Raw genomic sequence first — 22,069 nt, forward strand, 5'->3', positions numbered from 1 at the left:
GGTTGGTAAGAAATGGCAAACGAAAACAAGTCCAAGGTAAGCATCCTTACCAACGGCATCATCAAAGAGAACCCCGTTCTGCGTCTGGTCCTGGGCACCTGCTCGTGCCTGGCCGTTACCACGGCTGTTTCCAGCGCGCTGGGCATGGGCGCGGCCTTCACCTTCGTGCTGGTCTGCTCCAACATCCTGATCTCGCTGCTGCGCAACGTGATCCCCGCAAAGGTCCATCTGCCCTGCTACATCGTCATCATCGCAGGCTTCGTGACCATCGTTCAGATGGTGATGCACGCCTACATGGAGAGCCTGTACACCGCACTGGGCGTCTTCCTGCCCCTGATCGTCGTCAACTGCATCATCCTCGGCCGTGCCGAGATGTTCGCCTGCAAGAACAGCGTGGTCGATTCCGCTCTGGACGGCATCGGCATGGGCATCGGCTACACCCTGACCGTCACCCTGATGGCTTCCATCCGCGAGATCCTGGGCAGCGGCACCTGGCTGGGCTTCACCGTCCTGCCGGAGAGCATGGCCAAGATGAGCATCATGACCCAGGCCCCCGGCGCATTCTTCTGCTACGGTGTCCTGATGGCCGGCTGCATCTGGCTGGAAGGCAAGCTGGACGCCCGCATTGAGCGCAAGAGCTGCTGTGACCTTGACAATCTGAAGAAGGAGGCGGAATAAGATGCTCGTTAAACTCGCTGCGATCTTCTTCAGCATGATCCTGGTCAACAACTACGTGCTGGTGAAGTTCTATGGCATCTGCCCGTTCCTGGGCGTTTCCAAAAAGCTGGACTCCTCGCTGGGCATGTCCGGTGCTGTTATCTTCGTCATGCTGGTGGCAACGGCTGTCACCTTCCCGCTGCAGATCTTCATTCTGGACCCCGCTGGCCTGAGCTACCTGCAGACCATCGTCTTCATCCTGGTCATCGCCGTTCTGGTCCAGTTCATCGAGATCTTCCTGAAAAAGTACGTTGTCGCTCTGTACAACTCTCTGGGCGTTTACCTGCCCCTGATCACCACCAACTGCTGCGTGCTGGCTGTCACCATCCTGGTCGTGGACGACTACGGTGCTGACGTTGCCACCCTGGGCTTTGCAGCCGCCTACGTTGAGGCTCTGGTCTGCGCTGTGGGCGCAGGCGTCGGCTTCATGCTGGCCATGGTCATGTTCAGCGGTGTGCGCAAGCGCGTGGAAGCCTGCGATCCCCCGGCACCCTTCAAGGGCCTGCCCATCACGCTGATCGCAGCGGCCATCACCAGCCTGTCCTTCATGGGCTTTGGCGGTCTGGTCGAGAACCTGTTCAACGTGACGCTGTAAAGGAGGAAGCAGAACTATGAATATTGCATCGGCTGTTATCCTCTGCACCATCGTGGGCGCGGTGGGCGCGATCATTCTGGTCGCTGCCGCCAAGTTCATGGCCGTGGAGGAAGATCCCCGCATTGAAGAAGTTGCCTCCTGTCTGGCTGGCGCAAACTGCGGCGGCTGCGGCTACGCAGGCTGCGCAGACTACGCCAAGGCCGTCGTTATGGACGGCGTGGCCTGCGACAAGTGCGCACCCGGCGGCCCCAAGGCTGCTGCTGCCATCGCCAAGATCATGGGCGGTGAGGCCAGTGCGGTCGAAAAGAAGGCTGTGGTCCAGTGCCAGGGCAACTCTGAGCACTGCAAGCCCAGCTACGATTACACCGGCATCCAGAGCTGCGCTGCGGCTGCGGCTCTGTACGGCGGCCCCAAGACCTGCACCTTCGCCTGTATCGGTCTGGGCGACTGCACCAAGGTCTGTAAGTTCGACGCCATCCACATCGTGGACGGCGTGGCAAAGGTGGACAAGGACAAGTGCACCGGCTGCGGTGCCTGCGCCAACATCTGCCCCAAGAAGGTCATCATGATCGACGCTGGCGGCCCCCGCAAGCCGGTGGTCATGTGCTCCAACCAGGACAAGGGCCCTGTTGCCATGAAGGCCTGCACCACTTCCTGCATCGCCTGCGGCATGTGTGAGCGCACCTGTAAGTTCGATGCCATCCATGTTGTGGACGGTGTGGCCCGTGTGGACTACGACAAGTGCAAGGGCTGCGGTATGTGCGCCCAGAAGTGCCCGAAGAAGATCATCCTCTTCCCGCTGAAGGACGATCCGTATCCCCCGAAGCCGGTCGTGAAGCCCGCAGCACCTGCGGCTGCAAAGCCTGCTGAGGCTCCCAAGGCTGAGTAACTCAAACGTGATAAACAAACAAAAGCTGGACTGCGTTTGCAGTCCAGCTTTTGTTGTTTTCTCTCTTCGCAGGCGTTTCAGGATGCAGGATGTGTTACTTCCCGCAGCTCTCGCAGTGCTCGCAGTCCTCTTCCAGCTTGCCGACGATGGGTTCCGGGTCGATGCCCTGACGGCGGTAATAGTCGGCCAGAGCAGCCTTGACGGCCTGCTCGGCCAGGACCGAGCAGTGGACCTTGATGGGAGGCAGACCTTCCAGAGCTTCCACAACGGCCTTGTTGGTCAGTTTGAGGGCCTCATCAATGGTCTTGCCCTTGATGAGGTCGGTGGCCATGCTGCTGGTGGCGATGGCGGCACCGCAGCCGAAGGTGAGGAACTTGACATCAACGATGACGTTGTTCTCGATCTTCAGGTACATGCGCATGATGTCGCCGCACTTGGGGTTGCCGACCTCGCCCACGCCGTTGGCGTCGGGGATCTCACCGACATTGTGCGGATTTGCGAAATGCTCCATGACCTTTGCACTATACATACTTGCCATTTTTACTGCTCTCCCTTCAGGCTGAACTGACGGGCCTTGTTCTGGCCCTGCAGCCACATACAACTCATTGCGCGGCGGCGGGGGATGACCTCCTCCAGCACGTCACACAGATACTCTGCTTCTTCCATGGTATTCTGCGGGCCAAACGTGAACCGCATGGAACCGTGGCCGATCTCTTCCGGCACACCGATGCTCAGCAGAACATGGCTGGGGTCCAGGCTGTCCGAGTTGCAGGCAGAACCGGTCGATGCACAGATGTTGTGCATATCCAGGTCCAGCAGAATGGTCTCGCCCTCCAGGCCGGGGAAGCTGATGTTCACGTTGCCGGGCAGGCGGTGCTCCAGACCGCCGTTCAGGCGGGCTTCGGGGATGTTCTTCAGGATGCGGTTGATGACGTAGTCCCGCAGCTGCTGCTCGTGGGCCATCCGCTCTTCCAGATTGGCCGTGGCCATCTCCAGCGCCTTGCCCATACCGGCGATGCCGGCGACGTTCTCAGTACCGGCGCGGTGGCGGGCCTCCTGGCTGCCGCCGTCAATGAGGTTCTGGGGCCAGACGCCCTTCTTGCAGTACAGTGCGCCCATGCCCTTGGGGCCGTTGAACTTGTGAGCGCTCATGGACAGCATATCCACGCCCAGCTCCTTGACGTCCACAGGGATGGCACCCACAGCCTGCACCGCATCGGTGTGCATCCAGACGCCGTGCTTGTGGGCGATCTCCGCGATCTCCTTGATGGGCTGGATGGTGCCGATCTCGTTGTTGGCCATCATGATGCTGACCAGCGCGGTATCGGGGCGGATCGCAGCCTCGACATCCTCCGGGCGGATGTAGCCCTCGGCGGTGGGTTTGATATAGGTGACTTCAAAGCCCATGCGCTCCAGAGAAGCCATGCTGTGCATGATGGCATGGTGCTCGAAGGCGCTGGTGATGAGGTGTTTTTTATTCTGGCGCGCCTTGGTGAAGGCGGTGCCCTTCACAGCCCAGTTGTCGGCCTCTGAGCCGCAGCCGGTGAAGAAGATCTCGGCCGGGGCAGCGTTGATGGCCTTGGCCACCTGTGCACGGCCGGTATCCACAAACTCTTTTGCTTCGTAGCCGACGCTGTAATGGCTGCTGGGGTTGCCGCAGGCGCCGCTCAGCGCCTTGGTCATCACAGCCAGCACTTCAGGAGCGCAGGCCGTGGTCGCAGCGTTGTCCAGATAGACAACTTTTTCAGAAATTTCCATAGGGATCCTGTCCTTTCCTTGGATAACATCGGGCCAGTTTTCGCCCGAATGAATACTTCGCTCTCTATTTATACCCTAGTATTCCCACTATGTCAATATGAATTGCAGAAATTCCGGATTTTTTTACAATTCAGCCTTTTCCTTTGCCGGTCAGCCTGCCCAGCAGCACCTTCCAGCGGGGATAGCCCCAGCGCTTGTCTTCCTCAAAATCATCTGCCAGCTTCCACGGAAATTTCGAGCCATCGAAGTAGAGGTTTCCGGCTTCGTCCACGCGGTCCAGTTTTTTGGGCAGATACGCCTCGTCGTAGTAGCTCTTCCGGCGGTCGGGCAGCACCCAGTGCAGGGTGCCGTCCTCGTCCATGCCGGACGCCCAGACGCCGAACACGAAGGTCGCAGCCTCGCCGTAGCAGTGCTGCTCAAAGCGGATGGCACCGTCGTAGTAGAATTTGATGACCTCCAGCGTACCGGACTCCTTTTTGCCGTCCCGCCCCAGCGTCGGGCGGTAGTCCTGCTGATACCGGCAGCCGCAGTGGCTGCCGGCAAAATCTCTCGCTGCAAAAGACATCGCAGCACATCCCCTTTCTCTCCGTTTCCTTCGTACAACCTCTCCGTCATTGCTTCGCAATTCCACCTCTCCTGGTAGGAGAGGCTCTGGCGGGGCGGAGCGGGCGCTTTTCTGGTACTCTTTTGGCGCGCAAAAGAGTACAGTTTTAGAAGTGTCCCTCAAAATCGCCTTCGATCTCATACGGCCAGCTCAGAATGCCGCCCAGATCGTAGAGGTTGGTGTAGCCGAGGCTGTCCAGCTTCTGCACGGCATCGGCGCTGCGGCGGCCGGTGCGGCAGTAGATCAGCCAGGGGGCATTCTTGTCGGGCAGGACCTCTGCCGCACGGCTCAGCACCTCGCCCAGCGGCAGGAGCTTTGCTCCCGGAATGTGCCCCACCGCAAACTCGTCCGGTTCCCGGACGTCCACCGCAGTCGCTTTGCCTGCATCCAGCAGGCGGATGGCTGCGGCCGGTTCGATCTTCTCTATCATAGGTTCATCTCCTGATCTCATACTTTCTCTATTATATGATACCAGACCTTTTTTGTTTCGACAAGAGAAAGCCGCGTTTTCACTTTTCAAAATCGGTTTGGCGTGTTATACTAAGAAAACGAACAAGGAGAGATCGCTATGAAGTTTTCGACAAAAAGCCGCTATGCGCTGCGGCTGATGGCTGAACTGGCCCGCTATGCGCCGGGCACCACCGTCCCGCTGAAGGAGATCAGCGAGCGCCAGAACCTCAGCCTGAAATATCTGGAACAGATCGTCACGCCGCTGGCACGGGTCGGCCTTGTCAAGAGCGAGCGCGGCAGCCAGGGCGGCTACCGCCTGACCAAGGCTCCCGCCGACTACACCGCCGGGGAGATCCTCCGCGCCATCGAGGGCAGCGTGGCCCCCATCCCCTGCCTGGGCAGCGAGACCAACGAGTGCCCCATGTCCGAGCAGTGCTTCACCCTGCCCTTCTGGAGCGGGCTGGACGATGTCATCAACCAGTATATCGACAGCGTAACGCTGGAACAGCTGGCCCGGAGCCTGCCCTCTGCCAGCGACGGCTGCTGCGGCTGCAATTCAAAAAATTGAAAAAATGTGCTTGACATTTTACGCTGAATCTTATATAATAATCAAGCATTCAGAAAATGCAGCACAGATCTAGGGGTATAGCTCAGTTGGTAGAGCAGCGGTCTCCAAAACCGCGTGCCGTGAGTTCGAGACTTACTACCCCTGCCACAAACGTCCGGAGCAATCGTTCCGGACGTTTTGTTTTTCCCATTTTCGGCCTGCGGGCGGCTTTTTCTCTTCTCCCGAAAAGTTTTTTGCGGTTTTTGTAGATTTCTGCTTGACAAGAAGTCATTCTTCGGGTATAATAAAGCACGTTCCGGCGGTGAACAGCCGCGAACTTGAGCGATCATGGCCCGGTAGCTCAGTTGGTTAGAGCACCAGCCTGTCACGCTGGGGGTCGTCGGTTCGAGCCCGATCCGGGTCGCCATTTGCTGCTATAGCTCAGTTGGTAGAGCGCATCCTTGGTAAGGATGAGGTCTCCAGTTCGAATCTGGATAGCAGCTCCACAGCGAAACCACTTGAATCCTTGGGATTCAGGTGGTTTTTTGTTTTCCACAGTTCATCAAAATGCCCAAAACACGGCGCTTCTTTCTCCATTCCGCTCATTGAAGTTTTCAACAGTTTGCGGTATAATTTGTTTAAGCAAATTGGTTATTTTCATAACGATTTCAGAGCAAAATGATTTGGAGGTAGATTCCTATGGCACGTTTTACTCTTCCCCGCGATCTGTACCACGGCAAGGGCGCGCTGGAAGCCCTGAAGTCCTTTACCGGCAAAAAGGCCATGATCTGTGTGGGCGGCGGCTCCATGAAGCGGTTCGGTTTCCTGGACCGTGCGGTCAGCTACCTGAAGGAAGCCGGCATGGAAGTCGAGCTGTTTGAAGGCATCGAGCCGGACCCCTCGGTCGAGACCGTCATGCGCGGTGCCGAGGCCATGCTGAAGTTCGAGCCGGACTGGATCATCGCCATGGGCGGCGGTTCCCCCATTGACGCCGCAAAGGCCATGTGGATCAAGTACGAGTACCCGGAGATCACCTTTGAGGAAATGTGCAAGGTCTTCGGCATCCCGCCGCTGCGCCGCAAGGCACACTTCTGCGCCATCTCTTCCACCTCCGGCACCGCCACCGAGGTGACCGCATTCTCCATCATCACCGATTACCAGAAGGGCATCAAGTACCCCATCGCCGACTTCGAGATCACCCCGGACGTCGCCATCGTCGATCCCGACCTGGCTGAGACCATGCCCAAGAAGCTGGTCGCACACACCGGCATGGACGCTATGACCCACGCGATTGAGGCTTATGTCTCCACCGCACACTGCGATTATACCGACCCGCTGGCCATCTTTGCCATCCGGATGATCCAGGGCGACCTGGTGGACAGCTACAACGGCGACATGGCCAAGCGTGATTCGATGCACAACGCACAGTGCCTGGCCGGCATGGCCTTCTCCAATGCGCTGCTGGGCATCGTCCACTCCATGGCCCACAAGACTGGCGCTGCCTTTGCAGACTACGGCGCACACATTATCCATGGTGCAGCCAACGCCATGTATCTGCCCAAGGTCATCGCGTTCAACGCCAAAGACCCCGAAGCCAAAAAGCGCTATGGCGTCATTGCCGACGAGATGAAGCTCGGCGGTGCCAATGACGACGAGAAGGTCCAGCTGCTCATCGCATACCTGCGCGGCATGAACGATGCGCTGAACATCCCCCACTGCATCCAGCACTACGGTCCGGATTCCTATCCCACTGAGCAGGGCTTCGTTCCGGAGGAAGTCTTCCTGGAGCGTCTGCCGGAGATCGCCAAAAACGCCATCGGCGACGCCTGCACCGGTTCCAATCCCCGCCAGCCCAGCCAGGAGGAGATGGAGAAGCTGCTCAAGTGCTGCTACTACGATACCGACGTTGATTTCTGATCCCGATCTTTTCTGAGATTCCTCTTTCCCATAAACGCAGAGCCGCAGACCCTCACCGGGCCTGCGGCTCTTGCGTTTATTGGTTGAAAGTTGTTTTTCTTTCTGTTATACTACCAAGTGAGAACGCTGTCCATATGGTAGGCGGTCAGCCCCTTCCGCTTTTTGCGGGGGAGGCGATTTTCTTATATGGTTTCCCCCGACGCTTTTGCGAAAGGGGGAATGGCCCATGACGCTGTCGGAAGTCTTACAGCTGCTCGCACTGCTTGGTGGTGCAGTTTATGTGACCTTTCAAATCAGTTGGACTATTTTTACACACCTGCATAAGAAATGACCGCCCGAAGCTCCTACACTCGGCGGTCATTCTTATGACTTCACGGAGGAGCTGACCGTTGCCGGACAGCGTTCTCTTTAGTTGTATTATATCATTCAACCATAAAAATTTCAACTACAAAACAAAAACACCCCAAAGCCAAACGGCTTCGAGGTGTCCTGAACTGGAGCTGCTATCCAGATTCGAACTGGAGACCTCATCCTTACCAAGGATGCGCTCTACCAACTGAGCTATAGCAGCACAATCACAGCTCAATTAGTTTATCATAAAACGCACCGCTTGGCAAGAGGTTTTTGCAAAAAAGCGCAAATTATTTTGTTTGTCCGCTGTCTTTGATATATTTCATCACACAGCACCCCATCACGATGACAGGGAGCACAACGTGCAGGCCGATATCTCCCCAATTCAAAGCGCTCTCAAACAACAGACCCACAAGCCATGCACCCAGCGTAAAGAGCGCTGCCCAACCGTAACTCATCCAAAGCACCTCCATTTGTCAGATGCAAAACGCGCCATACCAGATCAAAAACAGGGTCTGGCATGGCGCATTCATTTTTATTACTCGATCAGACCGTTCAGCAGCGCCAGGCACTTGCGGCTGTGCAGCTTGCGGATGGCCTTTGCCTCGATCTGGCGGACACGTTCACGGGTAACGCCGAAATCGCGGCCGACCTCTTCCAGCGTGCGGGGGCGGCCATCGTCCAGACCGAAGCGCAGACGGATGACCTTTTCCTCACGGGGGGTCAGGCTCTTGAGGGCCTGGTTGATCTGCTGGGCCACCATGGCGCGGTCGGCTGCCTTGCCGGGAGCTTCAGCGTTTTCGTCGGCGACGAAATCGCCCAGCGAGGAATCTTCCTCCTCACCGACGGGGCTTTCCAGGCTGGCCGGCTCCTGCGCCATGCGCTGGATCTCACGGACGCGCTCGACGCTCATATCCATGGCCTTTGCCAGCTCTTCCGGGGTGGGCTCGTGGCCGTTCTGGTAGACCAGCTGGTTGGTGGCCTGCCGCATCCGGTTGATGGTCTCCACCATGTGCACCGGGATGCGGATGGTGCGGGCCTGGTCTGCGATGGCGCGGGTGATGGCCTGACGGATCCACCAGGTGGCGTAGGTGGAGAAGCGGAAGCCGCGGTCGCAGTCGAACTTTTCAGCGGCCTTGATGAGGCCGATGTTGCCCTCCTGGATTAGGTCCAGGAATGCCAGATTGTGGCCCACATGCTTCTTGGCGATGGAAACGACCAGACGCAGGTTGGCTTCGCTCAGGCTGCGGCGGGCGTTCAGGCCGTCGCGGCGGGTCTTCAGCAGCTCCTGACGGCGCTCCTCGGTCAGAGGGCCGTTCTCGATCTCTTCCTCAGCCTTCTCTTCCGCTGCCTTTTCCTCGGCATCCTCGGTGGACTTCTCGCCGCCCTCGTCGTCCAGATCCTCGTTGTAGCTGCGGCTGTTCTCGTCCTCTTCGAACGAGAAGCGGGCGCTGTTCTTCTTGATGTACTCCGGCGCACCGTACTTGATGCGGTCTGCCTGAAGGATGTGTGCTGCTTCGGCACCGGCATGGATACGGCGGCTCAGCTCCACTTCCTGCTCTGCGCTCAGCAGCGGGATCTGACCGATCTGCTTGAGGTAGTTCTTCACGGGGTCGTCCAGCAGCTCATCCATCGCTGCCTTCAGGTCGGCCGGGTTCTCCTCGGCCTCCTCTTCCTCGTCAACGCCCAGGCCCAGCTCATCGCTGTTGGCCTCAGCGTTCTCCACCTCGGCAAGGATGCTGTCCACGTCCAGGCTGGCATCCTCTTCCGCCTCGTTGTCCAGAACTTTGATGCCGCGCTCCTCCAGCAGGGTGTAGAGGGTCTCCACATCCATCCGGCACTGCGAGGCCAGCGCTTTGGCCTCCTGTGCGCTCAGGGTGCCTTCGCCTTTCGTCAACAGTTCCTTCAAAGTCATGCCCATTTCGCTCTCTCCTTTTCACGCCGGACGTGGTTCCGCCCGGAAGTGACGTTGTATCATAGTTTTGTCCGCTGTCGGGCCGGTCAAATCACCAGGCCGCCGTTCACGCCGAACACCTGGCCGGTGATGTACCCGGCATCCTCTCCGGCGAGGAACACCAGCAGCTTTGCCACCTCATCCGCACTGCCCAGACGGCCCACCGGGGTCTCCTCGGCCAGCGCCGCCTTGTCCTCGGCGGTAAAGGCAGCCATCATATCGGTGTCGATGACACCCGGAGCCACACAGTTGACGGTGATGCCGCTGGGGCCCTCCTCTTTGGCTAGGGCCTTGGTGAGGCCGATGAGGCCCGCCTTGGCAGCGGAATAGTGGACCTCGCAGCTGCCGCCGGTCTGGCCCCACATGCTGCTGACCGTCAGGATGCGGCCCGCCTTGCGGCGGATCATCCCCGGCAGCGCCAGCTGGCACAGGTGGAACGCACCGGTCAGGTTCACGTCCAGCATATGCTGCCATTCGTCGGGGGTGATGTCGGTGAACAGCTTCTGCTGGGCGATGCCCGCATTGCTCACCAGCACATCTACCCGGCCCAGCGCCTGCTCCGCCGCATGGAACGCGACCTCGCAGCTGGCGCGGGATGCCACATCACACTGGATGGCGATGCAGCCGGGCAGCTCCTGTTCCAGAGCCGCCGCCGCGTCGGCGTTGGTGTGGTAGAACACCGCCACACGGTCGCCCGCCGCGTAAAACGCCCGCGCTGCCGCTGCACCGATGCCCCGGTCGCCGCCGGAGATCAGCACACACCGCCCGTTGGCAGGCCGGGGCGGTGCCTCCGGCTGCGGTTCGGGTGCTGCGGGCGCTTCCGGTTGCGGCATATCCGGCGCTGCCGCTTCTGCGGCTGGCTCCGGCCTGCGGTCCGGCAGCACGATGGTCGGTTCCTCATCGGCTGCGGATTCCCGCGTTTCAGCCGGGGCTTCCGGTCCGGCCTCTTCCGCCGCCTTGGGCAGCTCCACCGGTGCGGCGTCCTCGTCCTGCAGATTGAATGTCAGCTCAAATTCGTCATCGTACAAGAGTCAGCCCTCCTGTCGCTTGTTCTCTGCCCACGCAAAAATCCGCACAGGCAGGAGGAACTGCCGTTCCACGCTCCCCAGAACAGCGCTCTGCTCACTTCTTCCGGTCAAGTCCGGTCCTGCGGCGTGCCTGGGAACGATTGTGTGTGGTTTCGACAAGTTTCCATTGAATAATATAGCACAATTTCTCGAAAAAAGAAAGTGGGAACCGCAGACTTTTTCACGCAGTTCCCACTTTTTTCAGTTTTCACTTCGTCACAGGCGGTCTCCAGCGGGGTTTGCCGGCCCGCTCCTCCCGCAGCCGGAGGAAAAACGCCTGCAACAGCGCCTGTGCTTCCTCGGCCCGCAACCCGTTTTCCACCGCCGGGTGGTGATTGAACGGCAGGGCGAACAGATCGGTCACCGACCCGCAGCAGCCCGCTTTCGTGTCTGCCGCCCCGTAGACCACCCGCCGGATGCGGCTGTTGAGGATGGCCCCGCTGCACATGGGGCAGGGTTCCAGCGTCACGAACAGCTCACACTGCCACAGCCGCCAGCCGCCCAGCTTTTTGCAGGCCGCATCGATGGCCAGCAGCTCGGCATGGTGGAGGGCATTTTTCTCGGTCTCCCGCGTATTGTGGGCCGACGCGATGATCTCGCCGTCCTTCGCGATGACGGCCCCCACCGGTACTTCGCCCAGCGCAGCGGCCTGTTCGGCTTCGGCCAGCGCCGCGCCCATCAATTCATAATCGGTCATGGTGTTCCCCTTTCTGCCAGGCAGCGGGCCAGCACGGCCCCATTGTTCAGGATATGCAGCAGGATGCCGGGCAGAAGGCTTCTCGACCGGTCTGCCGCCCAGCCGAAGAGCAGCCCCATCCCCAGCGCGTACGTTTTGGCCCGCAGACTGCCGTGCAGCGCAGCAAACAGCACCGCCTGCCCCAGGATGGCCGCATTCCGCCCCAGCGGACGCAGCAGCCGCAGCGCGACCCCGCGAAAGACCAGTTCCTCCGCCACCGGCAGCACCAGACAGCTGCGCAGGAGGCCTGCCGCCCCCGCCGGGGCCGCAGCCGACGACGGAAACAGCAGTTCAGACCCCGCTGCCAGTGCAGCCCAGAGCAGCGCCGCCAGACCGAACGTTTTCCAGAACGCGGCCGGTTCCTGTTTTTCTTTCACGCACAGCCCTCCCATCGGCGGACATTGTACCACATCCGCCCCCATTTGCGCAAGCCGCGGAGCTGTTTTGCGAAAATGCGAAGAAATTTTTGCTCAAACAATTGACTTTTTCCCTCTGCATCTGGTATAATTCCCACGACTTTTCTGATGAATTGGTCGTTTTACGGCCACGACCCTCGGAGGTATTGTATTTATGATCCGTATTCTCACCGATTCTGCGTCCGACATCCTGCCCGCCGAAGCCGAGCAGCTGGGCGTGACCGTCATCCCCCTGAACGTCACGCTGGAGGACGGCACCGTCCTGCGGGATGGCGTGGACATGACCCCCTCCGCCTATTATGAGATCCTGGCCGGGTGCCGCAAGCTGCCCACCACCAGCCAGCCCAGCCCGGAACTGTTCGAGAACTTCTTCCTCGAAGCCGCTGCCGCCGGGGACGAGGTCATCGGCATCTTCCTGTCCCACGCACTGTCCGGCACCTACCAGTGCGCCAAGCTGGCCGCTGACATGGCCAATGTGGATAACGTCCTCTTTGTGGACAGCGGACACGTCTGCCTGAGCGAAGCCCTGCTCGTTCGCCTGGCCGTCCAGCTGCGGGATTCCGGCAAAACGGCCGGTCAGATCGCCGCCATTCTGGAACACGCCAAGGAGCACCTGCACCTCGTGGCCGCCATCGACGACCTGAAGTACCTGCGCAAGGGCGGCCGCCTGCCCGCTGCCGTAGCCGTTGCAGGCGGGATGCTGGGCATCAAGCCCATTATCACCATCCAGGACGGCAAGGTCGCTATGGCAGGCAAGGCCCGCGGCCTGCCCGGCGCCTATGTGGCCCTGTTCAAGAAGGTCGAGGAGCTGGGCGGCATCAATCCCGCCTTCCCGGCGCTGGCCGGTTACACCGTCTCCCCCCGTGAGGTGACGCCCATCCAGACCTACCTGCGCGACAACCTGCAGCAGGAAGACCTGCTGGTCCGCCAGATCGGCTGTGTCATCGGCACCCACGCCGGCCCCGGCGCTTTCGGCATCGCCTTCTTCGACAAGGCCCTGACGCTGGATCTGTAACCCCCAGACGCAAAAACGAGGAACTGTTTTGTGCAGTTCCTCGTTTTTTTGTTTACAGCACCGCGTCCGAAACGAGCTTGCCCAGCAGGAGCACCAGCACCACGAGCATCATGGGGCGGATGAACTTGGCGCCGTTCTTCAGGGCAAAATGCGACCCCAGCAGGTTGCCCACGATGCCGCTGACGGCGCAGGGGATGCCCACCGAGAAGACCACCAGCCCGTTCATCAGGTAGGTGACCAGGCTGGCGTAGTTGCTGGCAAGGTTGAGCACCTTGGCGTTTCCGCCTGCCGTGCGCAGGTCAAAGCCCATCAGGGTGGTAAAGGCGATGATGGCAAAGGTGCCGGTGCCGGGGCCGAAGATGCCATCGTACAGGCCGATGCCCAGACCGATGGCCAGAGCCAGCACGGCCTTTTTGGCCGTCAGGGTGCCGTCGTCGCGGTTCTCGTCCGGCAGGTTCCGCCGCCACAGGATGAGCACGGCCGCGATGGGCAGGATGACGAGCATCATGGCCTGCAGCGCCTCATCGCTGAGCAGCAGCACGATGTGGGAGCCAAGGGCACTGCCCACAAAGCTGCCTGCTGCTGCCAGCAGGCCCACTTTGATGTTCATGGCACCCTTTTGGAAAAACTGCGCCGTGGCAAAGGTGGTGCCGCAGGCGGCGCTGAATTTGTTGGTACCGTAGGTGTAGTGGGCCGGGAGCCCCGCAAACAGGTAGGCAGGCAGGCTGATGAGTCCGCCGCCGCCCGCTGCCGAGTCCACAAAGCCCGCAAAGCCGGTCATGCACATCAGGAAGACCAGCATCAGCGGGGAGATCGTTATACTTTCTGTCATGTTTCCCTCTATTTTTCACGTTGTTTTATATTTTTTCAGTTTTTCACGGCCGGTTCCTCCGGGAGGAGCCGACGGACCACTGCGAATGGGTCAGTCCAGATACAGTCTGCCCTCGCAGGCCAGGATCTGGTCCAGGATCATCCGGGAGACGCGGGCACCGTAGACCATGGAGGGGTGGTCGTTGTACTCGATGATATCATGGAAATCTTTGTTCATCAGCACGATGACATACTCGCCGTAAGGGGTGTGGACGATGCCGCCGTCGTTGCGGCAGGCGTTCATACTGCCGCTCTTGCTGGCCACCCAGATGCGTTCCGGTTCGCCTGTCTCCTCGCAGTCCAGATAGAACTGCGGGAAATCGTGGGTCAGCATAGTATTGTAGTGCTGCTGGCGGAAGATGGCCAGCATCTCCGCGCTGGCCTCTTTGCTGACGAGGGTGCCCTTTGCCACCTGCGCGAACAGCGCCGCGTAATCGCGGGGGGTGGTGGTGCCAAGGTCGCGGTAGCGGTCAAAGTGGAGCGGATTGTGCAGCACCGTGTGGGCAAAGCCCAGCTCCCGGATGCAGGCGTTGATCGTATCCAGCCCCAGATAGTCGATGATCATATTGGTGGCGATGTTGTCCGAGCAGATGATCATCATGGTGGCGGTATCCTTCACCTTGAGCGCCGCGCCCACGCCCAGCGCCCGCAGCATACCGGAGCCGTCCACGAACTGGCTCTCCTCGTAGGTGATGCGCTCGTCCAGGCTGGCCTTGCCCCGGCTGACCTGCAGATACAGCGCCGCCAGGATGAATGCCTTGATGGTCGAGGCCGTCTCGAATGCTTCATCGGCCCCGATCTCGACCGTGCGGCCCTGCAGGTCGTCCACAAAAACGCTCATCTTGCCCTGATAGGAGTACAGTTCGGCCGCGATCCGCTTTTCCAGCGTCATATTTTTATCCATTTCGGAATCTTTCCCTTTCTATTTACAGATTTTCCTCGAAGAAGCGCTGGGCATTGCGGAAGAAGATCTGCTCCACCTCGTCCTCGGTGAAGCCTTCCTTCCGCAGCGCGTCGGCCAGCAGCGGCAGTTTGGAGCAGTCGCCCATTTCCAGCTTGCCGCCGATGCCGTCAAAGTCGCTGCCCAGGCCGATGATTTCAATGCCGCCCACCTGCTTGAAATGGGCTGCGTGCCGGGCCATCAGGGCCGTGGTGCTGCGGCAGAGTTCCGGGCGCGGCTGATCATCCAGGAAGCCGGAGCAGTAGTTCAGGCCCACGAGACCGCCCTTTTCGGCCATGACGCGAATCATCTCGTCGGTCAGGTTGCGGCAGTGGGGTGCCAGAGCGCGGCAGTTGGAGTGGCTGGCCGCAAAGGGGCGAGTGCTGTGCTCCGCGATATCCCAGAACCCCCGGTCGGACAGGTGGCTCACGTCCACGATCATGTGCAGGCGCTCCATCTCGGCCAGAAATTCAAACCCGCGCTCCTTCAGGCCGGTCTCGGTGTTGGGCTTGCAGGGCCAGATGTCCCCGCCCCCGCCGGGCACCACATTGGGGCTGGCCAGCTCGTTTTCGTGGTTCCAGGTCAGGGTCATCATGCGGGCACCCAGCTCATACATCTGCCGCAGCACACCCAGGCTGCCCTTGCAGCAGCCGCCCTCCTCGATGGTCAGCATTCCGCTGATCTTTCCGGCCTGCGCGTTGCGGCGGATGTCCTCCGGGCGGTAGACCGGCGCGATCTGGTCGGAATACTTCGCCATGATCCGCTTGAACACATCCACCTCTTCCAGCGCCGTCACCAGCGGGTCTGCGCCGGGGGTCGGGTCGCTCAGGTTCACAAAAGCGGCAAAGCATTGCAGCATGTAGTCGCCCTTGTGCAGCTTTTCCAGATCAATGTGCAGATCATTGGTTGCAAAGCTCTTGGCTTCGCCCCGCCGCTCGGCATAGCGCAGTTCGCTCAGGGTATCACAATGGAGATCAAAGACTTTCATAACATGTCGTCCTTTCTGCTATCGTTCCTTCGTACAACCTCTCCGTCATTGCTTCGCAATGCCGCCTCTCCTTGTAGGAGAGGCCTTGGCAGTCCGTGCAGCGTTCCCGGCCTTGCCCAAAGCGCCCCCCTTTCGGAGGAGCTGACAGGCGGAGCGAGACGGAGCGGGTTCAAAACAAACTTCCCACCGCATACAGGCTTTTCACCAGATCTTCCCGGTAGAGCGGGTCGTCCGGGTCCAGGCTGTTGAGCACCACGCCGCCGCTCCCTGCGGCACCGGTGGAGTGGATGTACCGCCCCTCGCCCAGATAGAGCGCGATGTGGCCGGGGAAGTAGAGCGCATCGCCGCGCTTGACCTGTTCCTTCGGGATCTCGTGCATGGGCCAGCCCTCCACGAGTCGGGCGTCCCGGTAGATGAGGACGCCGCACTGCATGTAGGCGCTGCTCACGAGGCCGGAGCAGTCGATGCCCCGGCCCGACTTGCCACCCCAGCGGTACTCTGTGCCCAGATACCGTTTGGCCTGCTCGGCCAGCGCATTCCGGAACGCTTCCTCGCTGCCGCCGTACCAGCGGTCAAGGGCACGGGGCACAAGCTCTTCGGGCCTGCACCCCTCGGCCAGCGCCAGTGCCTCGTCGAAGCGGCGGCCTGCCTGCTGGGTGAACACCGCCGTCATCGGCCAGCGCACCGGCTCCAGCGCCACAGCCCGGACATAGCCGGTCCGTCCATCCACGAGCCGGACCAGCGCCCAGCCGTCGTGGGGGGCCTCTTCGGGCAGGCGGCGCAGCAGCGCCCCGCGCTCCAGCTCCAGCAGCCGGACGCCCTGCACCTTGGGCAAGGTCAGCACATCGGTCGCGCGGCCCGCCATCACCCATTCGGCGGCAAGGTAGCTCCGCAGTTCCGCTTCCCCGCAGAACCGCAGCTCCGATGCGAACACATAGCCGTGATAGCCGTAAAAGCTGACCACTTCGGCCATCTCCTCCGGCAGCGGTACGCCCTCTGCCGTCACGCCGCCGGGGGCCGTGCGCACCTGGCAGACCTGCCCATACAGGCCCTCGTCCCCGATGGTGGAGACGACCCCCGCGTCGCTTTCCTTCGTCGTTTCGGTCAGGTCGTAAATGGTCACGACCGGCCGTGCAAAAATCGCAAAGTTCATGGTTCCGGCACCTCCAACAATTCCAGCAGCTCTTCCGGCTTCATCGACAGGATCGCGCCGTCGGCGCTGCCCGTCACCGTGTCGGCCAGCGACTGCTTGGCCTGCTGCAATGCAACGATCTTTTCTTCGATGGTATCCTGTGCAATGAGCTTGTACACCTGCACCGGGTTCTGCTGGCCGATGCGATAGGCACGGTCGGTGGCCTGGTTCTGCGCTGCCACGTTCCACCATGGGTCGTAGTGGATGACGATGTCGGCGGCGGTCAGGTTCAGGCCGGTGCCGCCCGCCCGCAGCGAGATGAGGAAAACGCTCACCTCGCCCCCGTTGAACCGCCGCACCAGCTCGGCGCGGACCGGCTTCGGGGTCGAGCCCTGCAGCGTGAAGTGGCTGATGCCTGCTTCATCCAGACGTTTGGCCAGCAGATCCAGCATGGAGGTGAACTGGCTGAACAGCAGGATGCGGTGCCCGCCCTCCACGGCGGAGGTCACCAGCTCGGTGCAGGCGTCCAGCTTGGCGCTGCCGCCCGCCCAGTTGTCGGCGATGAGGTGCGGGTCGCAGCAGATCTCCCGCAGCCGCATCAGCACGGCAAACACGGCCATCTTGTCTTCGGGTTTGGCCGCCTTGAGCTTTTCGCGGGCATCTAGCACTGCCGCCAGATAGAGCTTGCGCTGTTCTTCTTCCAGCTCGATGCGGTAGATGTTCTCGGTCTTGGGCGGCAGCTCCTTCAGCACCTCCGCCTTCATGCGGCGGAGGATGAACGGCCCGGTCAGCTGGTTCAGCCGCCGCACCGCCGTCGGGTCATTCTCCTGCACGATGGGCTTTTCGAACCGGGTGCAGAAGCTCTTGTAGGGCGGCAGATAACCCGGCATCAGGAAGGAGAAGATGCTCCACAGCTCACCCAGCCGGTTTTCCACCGGCGTACCGGTCAGCGCAAAGCGCACCCGGCTGTTCACCCGGCACACGGCCTTGTATTTCTGGGTGGTATGGTTCTTGATGGCCTGCGCCTCATCCAGGATGCAGGCATAGAATTTCCGGTCTGCATACAGCGCCTCGTCGCGGCGGAGCAGGTCGTAGCTCGTCACCACAAGGTCTGCCCCCTCCCACTGTTCGGCCAGGGCCGCGCGGTGGGCTGCGCCGCCGTCCACAACGATGCAGCGCAGCTCCGGCGTGAACTTCTGGCACTCTTCGGCCCAGTTCAGCACCAGCGACGCCGGGCAGACGATGAGGCTAGGGAGGGCCTCCTCCCCCAGCTCCTTGATGGAGAGCAGGTAGCTCAGCACCTGCACCGTTTTGCCCAGACCCATATCATCGGCCAGGATGCCGCCCATGCCATATCCATCCAGCGTCCGCAGCCAGCGGTAGCCATCGCGCTGGTACTTTCGCAATACTTTTTGTAGGGAAGCAGGCGGCGTATACTCGCTGTCCTTTACCGCATGGAAGCTGCGGCTGATCCGACGGAACGCATCGTCGCGGTTGAAGTGGATCCCGCTCTGCCCCGACAGCGCCCGGTCCAGACTCGGTGCCCGGTAAAGAGGCAGTTCCGCGTGGTTCTTGCTCAGCTTGACCCCGGAGAGCTCCAACGTCTCGTTCAGCTCGTCCAGCCCTTCGAACTCCTCGTCCAGCTTGAGCAGGCGGCCATCCCGCAGGCGGTGGTAGCGTTTTTTCTGGTGGAGCGACTTCAGCAGGGCCTTCAGCTCCCCCACCGGGAACGCATCGGTGTCCACTTCCAGGTCGAGGACGCTTCCATGCACCGACACCCCCACCGAGATCTTCGGCGGCGGGGCCTGCAGATTGCGGAACGCATCGGTCAGGTAGACTTCGCCCTCGTTCATCAGAACCGGGACGCCCTCGTCCAGAAAGCGGTAGACTGCTTCCTCCTCGGATGCGCTGTACTGCATCGGCCCCGCGCTCGGCTGCAAATACCGGCCCAGCAGGCGGGCAGCGCGGTCCTCAGTGCGGGCATCCCGCAGCAGGCCCTGCGGCGGCGGAGCAAAGGGCGTCACGCGGTCCTCGCCGTACAAAAATTCCAGATGGGCGCTCACGGTCCCCATCTGCGGCGCATCCAGATAGAACTGCGTCACCGGCGCCAGCGGGATCTGGTTCAGCAGCAGCCGTTCCGGGTCTTCGATGGTCACATAGCGGCCCAGTTCCGGCAGCACATAGCTGCAAAAAGCCGTGGCGTCCCCGCTCGTAAAGAACAGATTTCTTCCGCTCAGTCCCCGGAACGCAGGCAGCATCCGGGCGGTGGCTGCACGATCCAGCCGCCAGATGGTATCCTCGCTGTAAAGGTAATCAAAATCCAGCCCTTTGATCGAACCCAGCGACGGCCGCACGTTGATCTGCACACCGCCGCGCCGCCGTTCCACCTGGATCGTCAGGGAGGGGATGCCTTCCTTTAAGGCATAGCCGCCCAGCTCGTGCCGGTCGGCATACAGGTTCACAAGGGCGTCGAAGGTCTCTCCCGTCAGTGTGATGCCGCCGGCCGGGCCGGTCTCCGCGTAGCGGCTCGTGGTATAGCCCCGCGTTTCCAGCTGCTGCCGGTTGATGATCTCCCGCCGCAGCAGGTTCAGCAGCTGCCGGGCCTCCGGCGTAAAGGCATCCCACCGGTGCTGGAACGCCAGCGATTTTCCGTAGCTGACAACCTGGTTGTTTTCAATATGCGACAGCAGTTCCTCCAGGCTCTTGACCACATAGGACCGTCCGCCGTCCGAGATGCGGAGCCGCAGCCAGGGTGTGCCGCCCTGCAGCACGGTCAGTTCCGGTTCCAGCTCCACAAAGCCGGTGCGCTGGGGCAGGATGTTGTCCTCCACTTCGGAGAGCTCCCCTTCCCGATAGGTGCGCAGCAGGGCGCGGGCCTCCGGGTCCGATTCCGGCTCTTCGCCCCGCCATTTCCGCCCGAACAGCATTTGCAACCCGGAGGCATAGCTGTCCTTCCGGGCTGGTTCCGGCTCTTCGGGCAGGTTGGCCGTGCCCCGCACGACGCCGGGGATCGCGGTGAGGCCGATCTTAGAAGAACACGATTTCTGCGTCTGCGCCGTTTCTTTTTGGTCATACAGCAGAAGCGCGCCGATATGTTTGCAGAACAGACCGTTGCCATTGTCATTATAGGAGCAGGTGCAGCTCGCGCTGACAAAGCTGCCGTTCTGGCGCAGCCATGCCTCCGTCTCATACAGATTGTCTCCGCTGCCCTCCACCTCTGCGCTCAGATGCCGGACCCCATTCTCTTCGGTCTTGCATTCATACGATTCGATGAGTTTCACATATTTTTTTGCCCGCGCAAAGATCGCGCTGCCCAGCAGATACTGGATCTCTTCCATATCCATCCCGGTTTCCCTCCCCCTGCGAGCTCTATTGGTTAAGCATACCGCACCGGTGGGCCAGATGCAAGGCTTTTGCATAAAAAATCCGCCGCCTCTTGAAGAAGAGACAGCGGAAATCGCTCGGCATTCATTCTTTTTCCAGGAAATAGCACACCAGGTCAGTCGGGCCGCGTTCGGCATGGCGCATCGCTTTGTGCTTCACACCCTCATAGACGAACCCCAGCTGTTTCAGCAGCGCACCGGACGCCGTATTATAAGCATAGTGTCCTCCAGTGAACAGCACGGTATCCGTCTGTTCAAAATAGGTCCGCACCACCGCGGCCAATGCTTCACGTGCGTATCCCTTCCGGCGGGCATCCGGTACCACTTCAATGCCCAGGTCCCAGCCCGGAACAGCCCGTCCGGCGTCCATCATCGAAATCACTGCAACGACCCGCCCGGTCTTCTTTTCCACCACACTGTATCGGGTCTGCCCCGCAAATTTCTGCATCAAGCGGCCATATTCCTCATCCATCGCATCAAAGGCATGGTATCCTCCGCAGTCCAGCGTGGTCTGCTCGTCCGAAAAAATTGCAAATACATCTTCGGCATCCTCTACCGCAAACTGCCGGAGCAGCAAGCGAGGTGTTTCAATAGGTAAAATGTCCATTTATTCCTCCCAATAGACCTTATAAATATGCGCAAACTGACTGGGAGCACTCAGCAGAGCCGTGCCATCCGAAAGCACGGTCAGCGTATCGCCTGCCGAAAGCGCCTTGACGTCCACCTGCTCTTCGTCCCGCGTCCGCAGCTTTTCTGAGATGCCGTGGATCACATACTCTTTTCCCTCTGCATCCGAAGCCGTCAGCTGGTCGTTTGCCGCATCCAGTGCCGTGATAGTCACAGTGGTCTGTACGCTGTCCGAGGCCAGGATCGCTTCGATCTTCTGGTAAGCGGCCGTTCCACCTGGAAAAACATAGGCCTTTTTCCCGTTCACGAGGCAGATCCGGCGGTCGGGATAGAACGCCAGCCAGAGTTTTACCTCTTCCTCCGTTCCGAATTGCAGGATCACATCCTGGGTACCCGCATCAAATGTATCCTGGTTGATGCAGGGCAGATAGACCAGGCTGTTCAGATAGTGTCCCAGCGCACCATACAGCTCGGTCAGACGGTCGGTCTGGAAATCGTTCAGCTCTGCATCCCCCAGGAACGCGTCCAGACGCAGTTCTGCCACTGCGAGCAGCTCACTATCCCGGATGGGCTTCGTGATCTTTTGATTCCGGTAAACGGCCAGCGAGCCGAATGCAGCCGCCAGAAACAGCACGACCCCGGCCGCAGCCAGAATCCGCTTTTTCTTTTTCGTCACCTTCGCGGCGGCAAGAAAGCCCACAAAACACACGGCAAAGGGCAGCAGACACATGACCCAATCCATTTCCGGTACCTCCCTTACAGTCGTTTCTTTCATTCTACCAGAGCGGGTCCCAACGTGCAACAAAAAACGCCCTAAGATTTCTCTTAGAGCGTTTCGATCAAGTCGGCGACTACCTATTTTCACAAGCCGTTTCCAGCTAACTATCTTGGGCACGAGTGAGCTTAACTACTGTGTTCGGAATGGGAACAGGTGGGACCTCACCGTCATCGTCACCGACCATATGACTGAATCAGTATAACATACAGTCTACTGTTTGTCCAGTGTTTTTAGAAGGACGTGCCTTCAAAACTGAATAATCACTGCTAACATTTTTTCGTTGACTCTTTGAGTCTCAAGCGAATTGTGGTCAAGCCCTCGATCTATTAGTACAC

General features: G+C 60.3%; 22 protein-coding genes, 4 tRNA genes and 1 rRNA gene. 9 read left to right on the top strand and 18 right to left on the bottom strand.

Features of this window, described 5'->3' with window-relative positions; all coding sequences use genetic code 11:
- Nucleotides 1–12: 12 nt before the first annotated feature.
- Genes rsxE through J3350_RS05040 form a run of 3 tightly spaced genes read left to right on the top strand, consistent with a single transcriptional unit; the run spans nt 13 to nt 2,201 of the window.
- Entirely contained in the window at nt 13–678 is a 666-nt protein-coding gene (gene rsxE, locus J3350_RS05030) for an electron transport complex subunit RsxE (protein ID WP_118552115.1), read from the top strand.
- Between the two features lies 1 nt (nt 679).
- On the top strand, nt 680–1,312 hold the full coding sequence (locus J3350_RS05035; RefSeq protein WP_097792985.1) for an electron transport complex protein RnfA: 633 nt from the start codon (nt 680–682) through the stop codon (nt 1,310–1,312).
- A gap of 16 nt (nt 1,313–1,328) precedes the next feature.
- Nucleotides 1,329–2,201: an RnfABCDGE type electron transport complex subunit B gene (locus tag J3350_RS05040; protein WP_207685917.1), complete on the top strand. Its 873-nt coding sequence runs from the start codon at nt 1,329–1,331 to the stop codon at nt 2,199–2,201.
- Between the two features lie 94 nt (nt 2,202–2,295).
- Here J3350_RS05040 and nifU read toward each other — a convergent pair whose 3' ends face one another.
- The 4 genes from nifU to J3350_RS05060 all read right to left on the bottom strand — a co-directional run bounded on the left by nifU (nt 2,296) and on the right by J3350_RS05060 (nt 4,993).
- A complete protein-coding gene (nifU, locus tag J3350_RS05045) occupies nt 2,296–2,739 on the bottom strand; it encodes a Fe-S cluster assembly scaffold protein NifU (protein WP_097792987.1) in 444 nt (147 codons plus the stop codon).
- 2 nt (nt 2,740–2,741) lie between these two features.
- Complete coding sequence (locus J3350_RS05050; protein WP_097792988.1) at nt 2,742–3,959, bottom strand: cysteine desulfurase family protein; 1,218 nt, start codon at nt 3,957–3,959, stop codon at nt 2,742–2,744.
- Nucleotides 3,960–4,089: 130 nt separating this feature from the next.
- Nucleotides 4,090–4,524 (bottom strand): hypothetical protein, encoded by a 435-nt coding sequence (locus J3350_RS05055; protein ID WP_207685918.1) that lies wholly within the window; start codon nt 4,522–4,524, stop codon nt 4,090–4,092.
- Between the two features lie 145 nt (nt 4,525–4,669).
- Complete coding sequence (locus tag J3350_RS05060) at nt 4,670–4,993, bottom strand: rhodanese-like domain-containing protein (RefSeq protein ID WP_207685919.1); 324 nt, start codon at nt 4,991–4,993, stop codon at nt 4,670–4,672.
- Nucleotides 4,994–5,131: 138 nt separating this feature from the next.
- Between J3350_RS05060 and J3350_RS05065 the strand changes: the two genes are divergently transcribed.
- The 5 genes from J3350_RS05065 (at nt 5,132) to J3350_RS05085 (ending at nt 7,477) form a co-directional block, all read left to right on the top strand.
- Nucleotides 5,132–5,581 (top strand): Rrf2 family transcriptional regulator, encoded by a 450-nt coding sequence (locus J3350_RS05065; RefSeq protein ID WP_097792991.1) that lies wholly within the window; start codon nt 5,132–5,134, stop codon nt 5,579–5,581.
- A 71-nt stretch (nt 5,582–5,652) separates the two neighbouring features.
- A tRNA-Trp gene (locus tag J3350_RS05070) sits at nt 5,653–5,728 on the top strand.
- 182 nt (nt 5,729–5,910) lie between these two features.
- Nucleotides 5,911–5,987: transfer RNA gene (locus tag J3350_RS05075), tRNA-Asp, on the top strand.
- A gap of 3 nt (nt 5,988–5,990) precedes the next feature.
- Nucleotides 5,991–6,066 (top strand) — tRNA-Thr (locus tag J3350_RS05080).
- A 193-nt stretch (nt 6,067–6,259) separates the two neighbouring features.
- The gene (locus J3350_RS05085; protein ID WP_207685920.1) at nt 6,260–7,477 is read left to right on the top strand and encodes an iron-containing alcohol dehydrogenase; all 1,218 of its coding nucleotides are present in this window, start codon (nt 6,260–6,262) and stop codon (nt 7,475–7,477) included.
- Nucleotides 7,478–7,972: 495 nt separating this feature from the next.
- Here the strand turns inward: J3350_RS05085 and J3350_RS05090 are convergent.
- The 6 genes from J3350_RS05090 to J3350_RS05115 all read right to left on the bottom strand — a co-directional run bounded on the left by J3350_RS05090 (nt 7,973) and on the right by J3350_RS05115 (nt 11,962).
- Nucleotides 7,973–8,048 (bottom strand) — tRNA-Thr (locus tag J3350_RS05090).
- A 70-nt stretch (nt 8,049–8,118) separates the two neighbouring features.
- Nucleotides 8,119–8,286, bottom strand: coding sequence for a hypothetical protein (locus J3350_RS05095; protein WP_179859525.1), 168 nt, complete (start codon nt 8,284–8,286; stop codon nt 8,119–8,121).
- Nucleotides 8,287–8,366: 80 nt separating this feature from the next.
- On the bottom strand, nt 8,367–9,749 hold the full coding sequence (locus tag J3350_RS05100; RefSeq protein ID WP_097792993.1) for an RNA polymerase sigma factor: 1,383 nt from the start codon (nt 9,747–9,749) through the stop codon (nt 8,367–8,369).
- An 80-nt stretch (nt 9,750–9,829) separates the two neighbouring features.
- A complete protein-coding gene (ymfI, locus tag J3350_RS05105; RefSeq protein ID WP_207685921.1) occupies nt 9,830–10,810 on the bottom strand; it encodes an elongation factor P 5-aminopentanone reductase in 981 nt (326 codons plus the stop codon).
- Between the two features lie 247 nt (nt 10,811–11,057).
- Entirely contained in the window at nt 11,058–11,546 is a 489-nt protein-coding gene (locus J3350_RS05110; RefSeq protein WP_118552099.1) for a nucleoside deaminase, read from the bottom strand.
- Nucleotides 11,543–11,962 (bottom strand): CPBP family intramembrane glutamic endopeptidase, encoded by a 420-nt coding sequence (locus tag J3350_RS05115; protein WP_207685922.1) that lies wholly within the window; start codon nt 11,960–11,962, stop codon nt 11,543–11,545. The genes J3350_RS05110 and J3350_RS05115 overlap by 4 nt, the downstream gene beginning before the upstream one ends.
- A gap of 193 nt (nt 11,963–12,155) precedes the next feature.
- Here J3350_RS05115 and J3350_RS05120 point away from each other — a divergent pair, with 193 nt between their 5' ends.
- On the top strand, nt 12,156–13,016 hold the full coding sequence (locus tag J3350_RS05120; protein ID WP_207685923.1) for a DegV family protein: 861 nt from the start codon (nt 12,156–12,158) through the stop codon (nt 13,014–13,016).
- A gap of 52 nt (nt 13,017–13,068) precedes the next feature.
- Here J3350_RS05120 and J3350_RS05125 read toward each other — a convergent pair whose 3' ends face one another.
- The 8 genes from J3350_RS05125 to rrf form a co-directional block, all read right to left on the bottom strand.
- Nucleotides 13,069–13,848, bottom strand: a complete 780-nt coding sequence (locus J3350_RS05125) for a TSUP family transporter (protein WP_242700138.1) — start codon at nt 13,846–13,848, stop codon at nt 13,069–13,071.
- Between the two features lie 90 nt (nt 13,849–13,938).
- Complete coding sequence (locus J3350_RS05130) at nt 13,939–14,790, bottom strand: serine hydrolase (protein WP_097792999.1); 852 nt, start codon at nt 14,788–14,790, stop codon at nt 13,939–13,941.
- A 22-nt stretch (nt 14,791–14,812) separates the two neighbouring features.
- Nucleotides 14,813–15,814 carry a dipeptidase gene (locus tag J3350_RS05135; RefSeq protein ID WP_207685924.1) on the bottom strand — a complete coding sequence of 334 codons (1,002 nt, stop codon included), beginning with the start codon at nt 15,812–15,814 and terminating at the stop codon, nt 14,813–14,815.
- 169 nt (nt 15,815–15,983) lie between these two features.
- Nucleotides 15,984–16,967, bottom strand: coding sequence for a C40 family peptidase (locus tag J3350_RS05140; protein WP_207685925.1), 984 nt, complete (start codon nt 16,965–16,967; stop codon nt 15,984–15,986).
- Nucleotides 16,964–20,290: a DEAD/DEAH box helicase gene (locus tag J3350_RS05145; protein WP_207685926.1), complete on the bottom strand. Its 3,327-nt coding sequence runs from the start codon at nt 20,288–20,290 to the stop codon at nt 16,964–16,966. The genes J3350_RS05140 and J3350_RS05145 overlap by 4 nt, the downstream gene beginning before the upstream one ends.
- Nucleotides 20,291–20,414: 124 nt before the next feature.
- Nucleotides 20,415–20,936 (bottom strand): GNAT family N-acetyltransferase, encoded by a 522-nt coding sequence (locus J3350_RS05150; protein WP_207685927.1) that lies wholly within the window; start codon nt 20,934–20,936, stop codon nt 20,415–20,417.
- Nucleotides 20,937–21,698, bottom strand: a complete 762-nt coding sequence (locus J3350_RS05155; protein ID WP_207685928.1) for a hypothetical protein — start codon at nt 21,696–21,698, stop codon at nt 20,937–20,939.
- A gap of 100 nt (nt 21,699–21,798) precedes the next feature.
- Nucleotides 21,799–21,915 (bottom strand): 5S ribosomal RNA (gene rrf, locus J3350_RS05160).
- Nucleotides 21,916–22,069: the final 154 nt, after the last annotated feature.

This window comes from Faecalibacterium sp. Marseille-Q3530 (assembly GCF_017377625.1).
GTDB classification, from domain to species: Bacteria; Bacillota; Clostridia; order Oscillospirales; family Ruminococcaceae; genus Faecalibacterium; species Faecalibacterium prausnitzii_E.

Coding starts and splice junctions, on each gene's coding strand:
- J3350_RS05095 (WP_179859525.1), bottom strand. CDS start 8,286: ATGAGTTACGGTTGGGCAGCGCTCTTTACGCTGGGTGCATGGCTTGTG.
- J3350_RS05055 (WP_207685918.1), bottom strand. CDS start 4,524: ATGTCTTTTGCAGCGAGAGATTTTGCCGGCAGCCACTGCGGCTGCCGG.
- J3350_RS05130 (WP_097792999.1), bottom strand. CDS start 14,790: ATGGATAAAAATATGACGCTGGAAAAGCGGATCGCGGCCGAACTGTAC.
- J3350_RS05085 (WP_207685920.1), top strand. CDS start 6,260: ATGGCACGTTTTACTCTTCCCCGCGATCTGTACCACGGCAAGGGCGCG.
- J3350_RS05050 (WP_097792988.1), bottom strand. CDS start 3,959: ATGGAAATTTCTGAAAAAGTTGTCTATCTGGACAACGCTGCGACCACG.
- J3350_RS05065 (WP_097792991.1), top strand. CDS start 5,132: ATGAAGTTTTCGACAAAAAGCCGCTATGCGCTGCGGCTGATGGCTGAA.
- J3350_RS05135 (WP_207685924.1), bottom strand. CDS start 15,814: ATGAAAGTCTTTGATCTCCATTGTGATACCCTGAGCGAACTGCGCTAT.
- rsxE (WP_118552115.1), top strand. CDS start 13: ATGGCAAACGAAAACAAGTCCAAGGTAAGCATCCTTACCAACGGCATC.
- J3350_RS05100 (WP_097792993.1), bottom strand. CDS start 9,749: ATGGGCATGACTTTGAAGGAACTGTTGACGAAAGGCGAAGGCACCCTG.
- J3350_RS05120 (WP_207685923.1), top strand. CDS start 12,156: ATGATCCGTATTCTCACCGATTCTGCGTCCGACATCCTGCCCGCCGAA.
- J3350_RS05125 (WP_242700138.1), bottom strand. CDS start 13,848: ATGACAGAAAGTATAACGATCTCCCCGCTGATGCTGGTCTTCCTGATG.
- J3350_RS05150 (WP_207685927.1), bottom strand. CDS start 20,936: ATGGACATTTTACCTATTGAAACACCTCGCTTGCTGCTCCGGCAGTTT.
- J3350_RS05035 (WP_097792985.1), top strand. CDS start 680: ATGCTCGTTAAACTCGCTGCGATCTTCTTCAGCATGATCCTGGTCAAC.
- J3350_RS05145 (WP_207685926.1), bottom strand. CDS start 20,290: ATGGATATGGAAGAGATCCAGTATCTGCTGGGCAGCGCGATCTTTGCG.
- J3350_RS05040 (WP_207685917.1), top strand. CDS start 1,329: ATGAATATTGCATCGGCTGTTATCCTCTGCACCATCGTGGGCGCGGTG.
- J3350_RS05060 (WP_207685919.1), bottom strand. CDS start 4,993: ATGATAGAGAAGATCGAACCGGCCGCAGCCATCCGCCTGCTGGATGCA.
- nifU (WP_097792987.1), bottom strand. CDS start 2,739: ATGGCAAGTATGTATAGTGCAAAGGTCATGGAGCATTTCGCAAATCCG.
- J3350_RS05155 (WP_207685928.1), bottom strand. CDS start 21,698: ATGGATTGGGTCATGTGTCTGCTGCCCTTTGCCGTGTGTTTTGTGGGC.
- J3350_RS05140 (WP_207685925.1), bottom strand. CDS start 16,967: ATGAACTTTGCGATTTTTGCACGGCCGGTCGTGACCATTTACGACCTG.
- J3350_RS05110 (WP_118552099.1), bottom strand. CDS start 11,546: ATGACCGATTATGAATTGATGGGCGCGGCGCTGGCCGAAGCCGAACAG.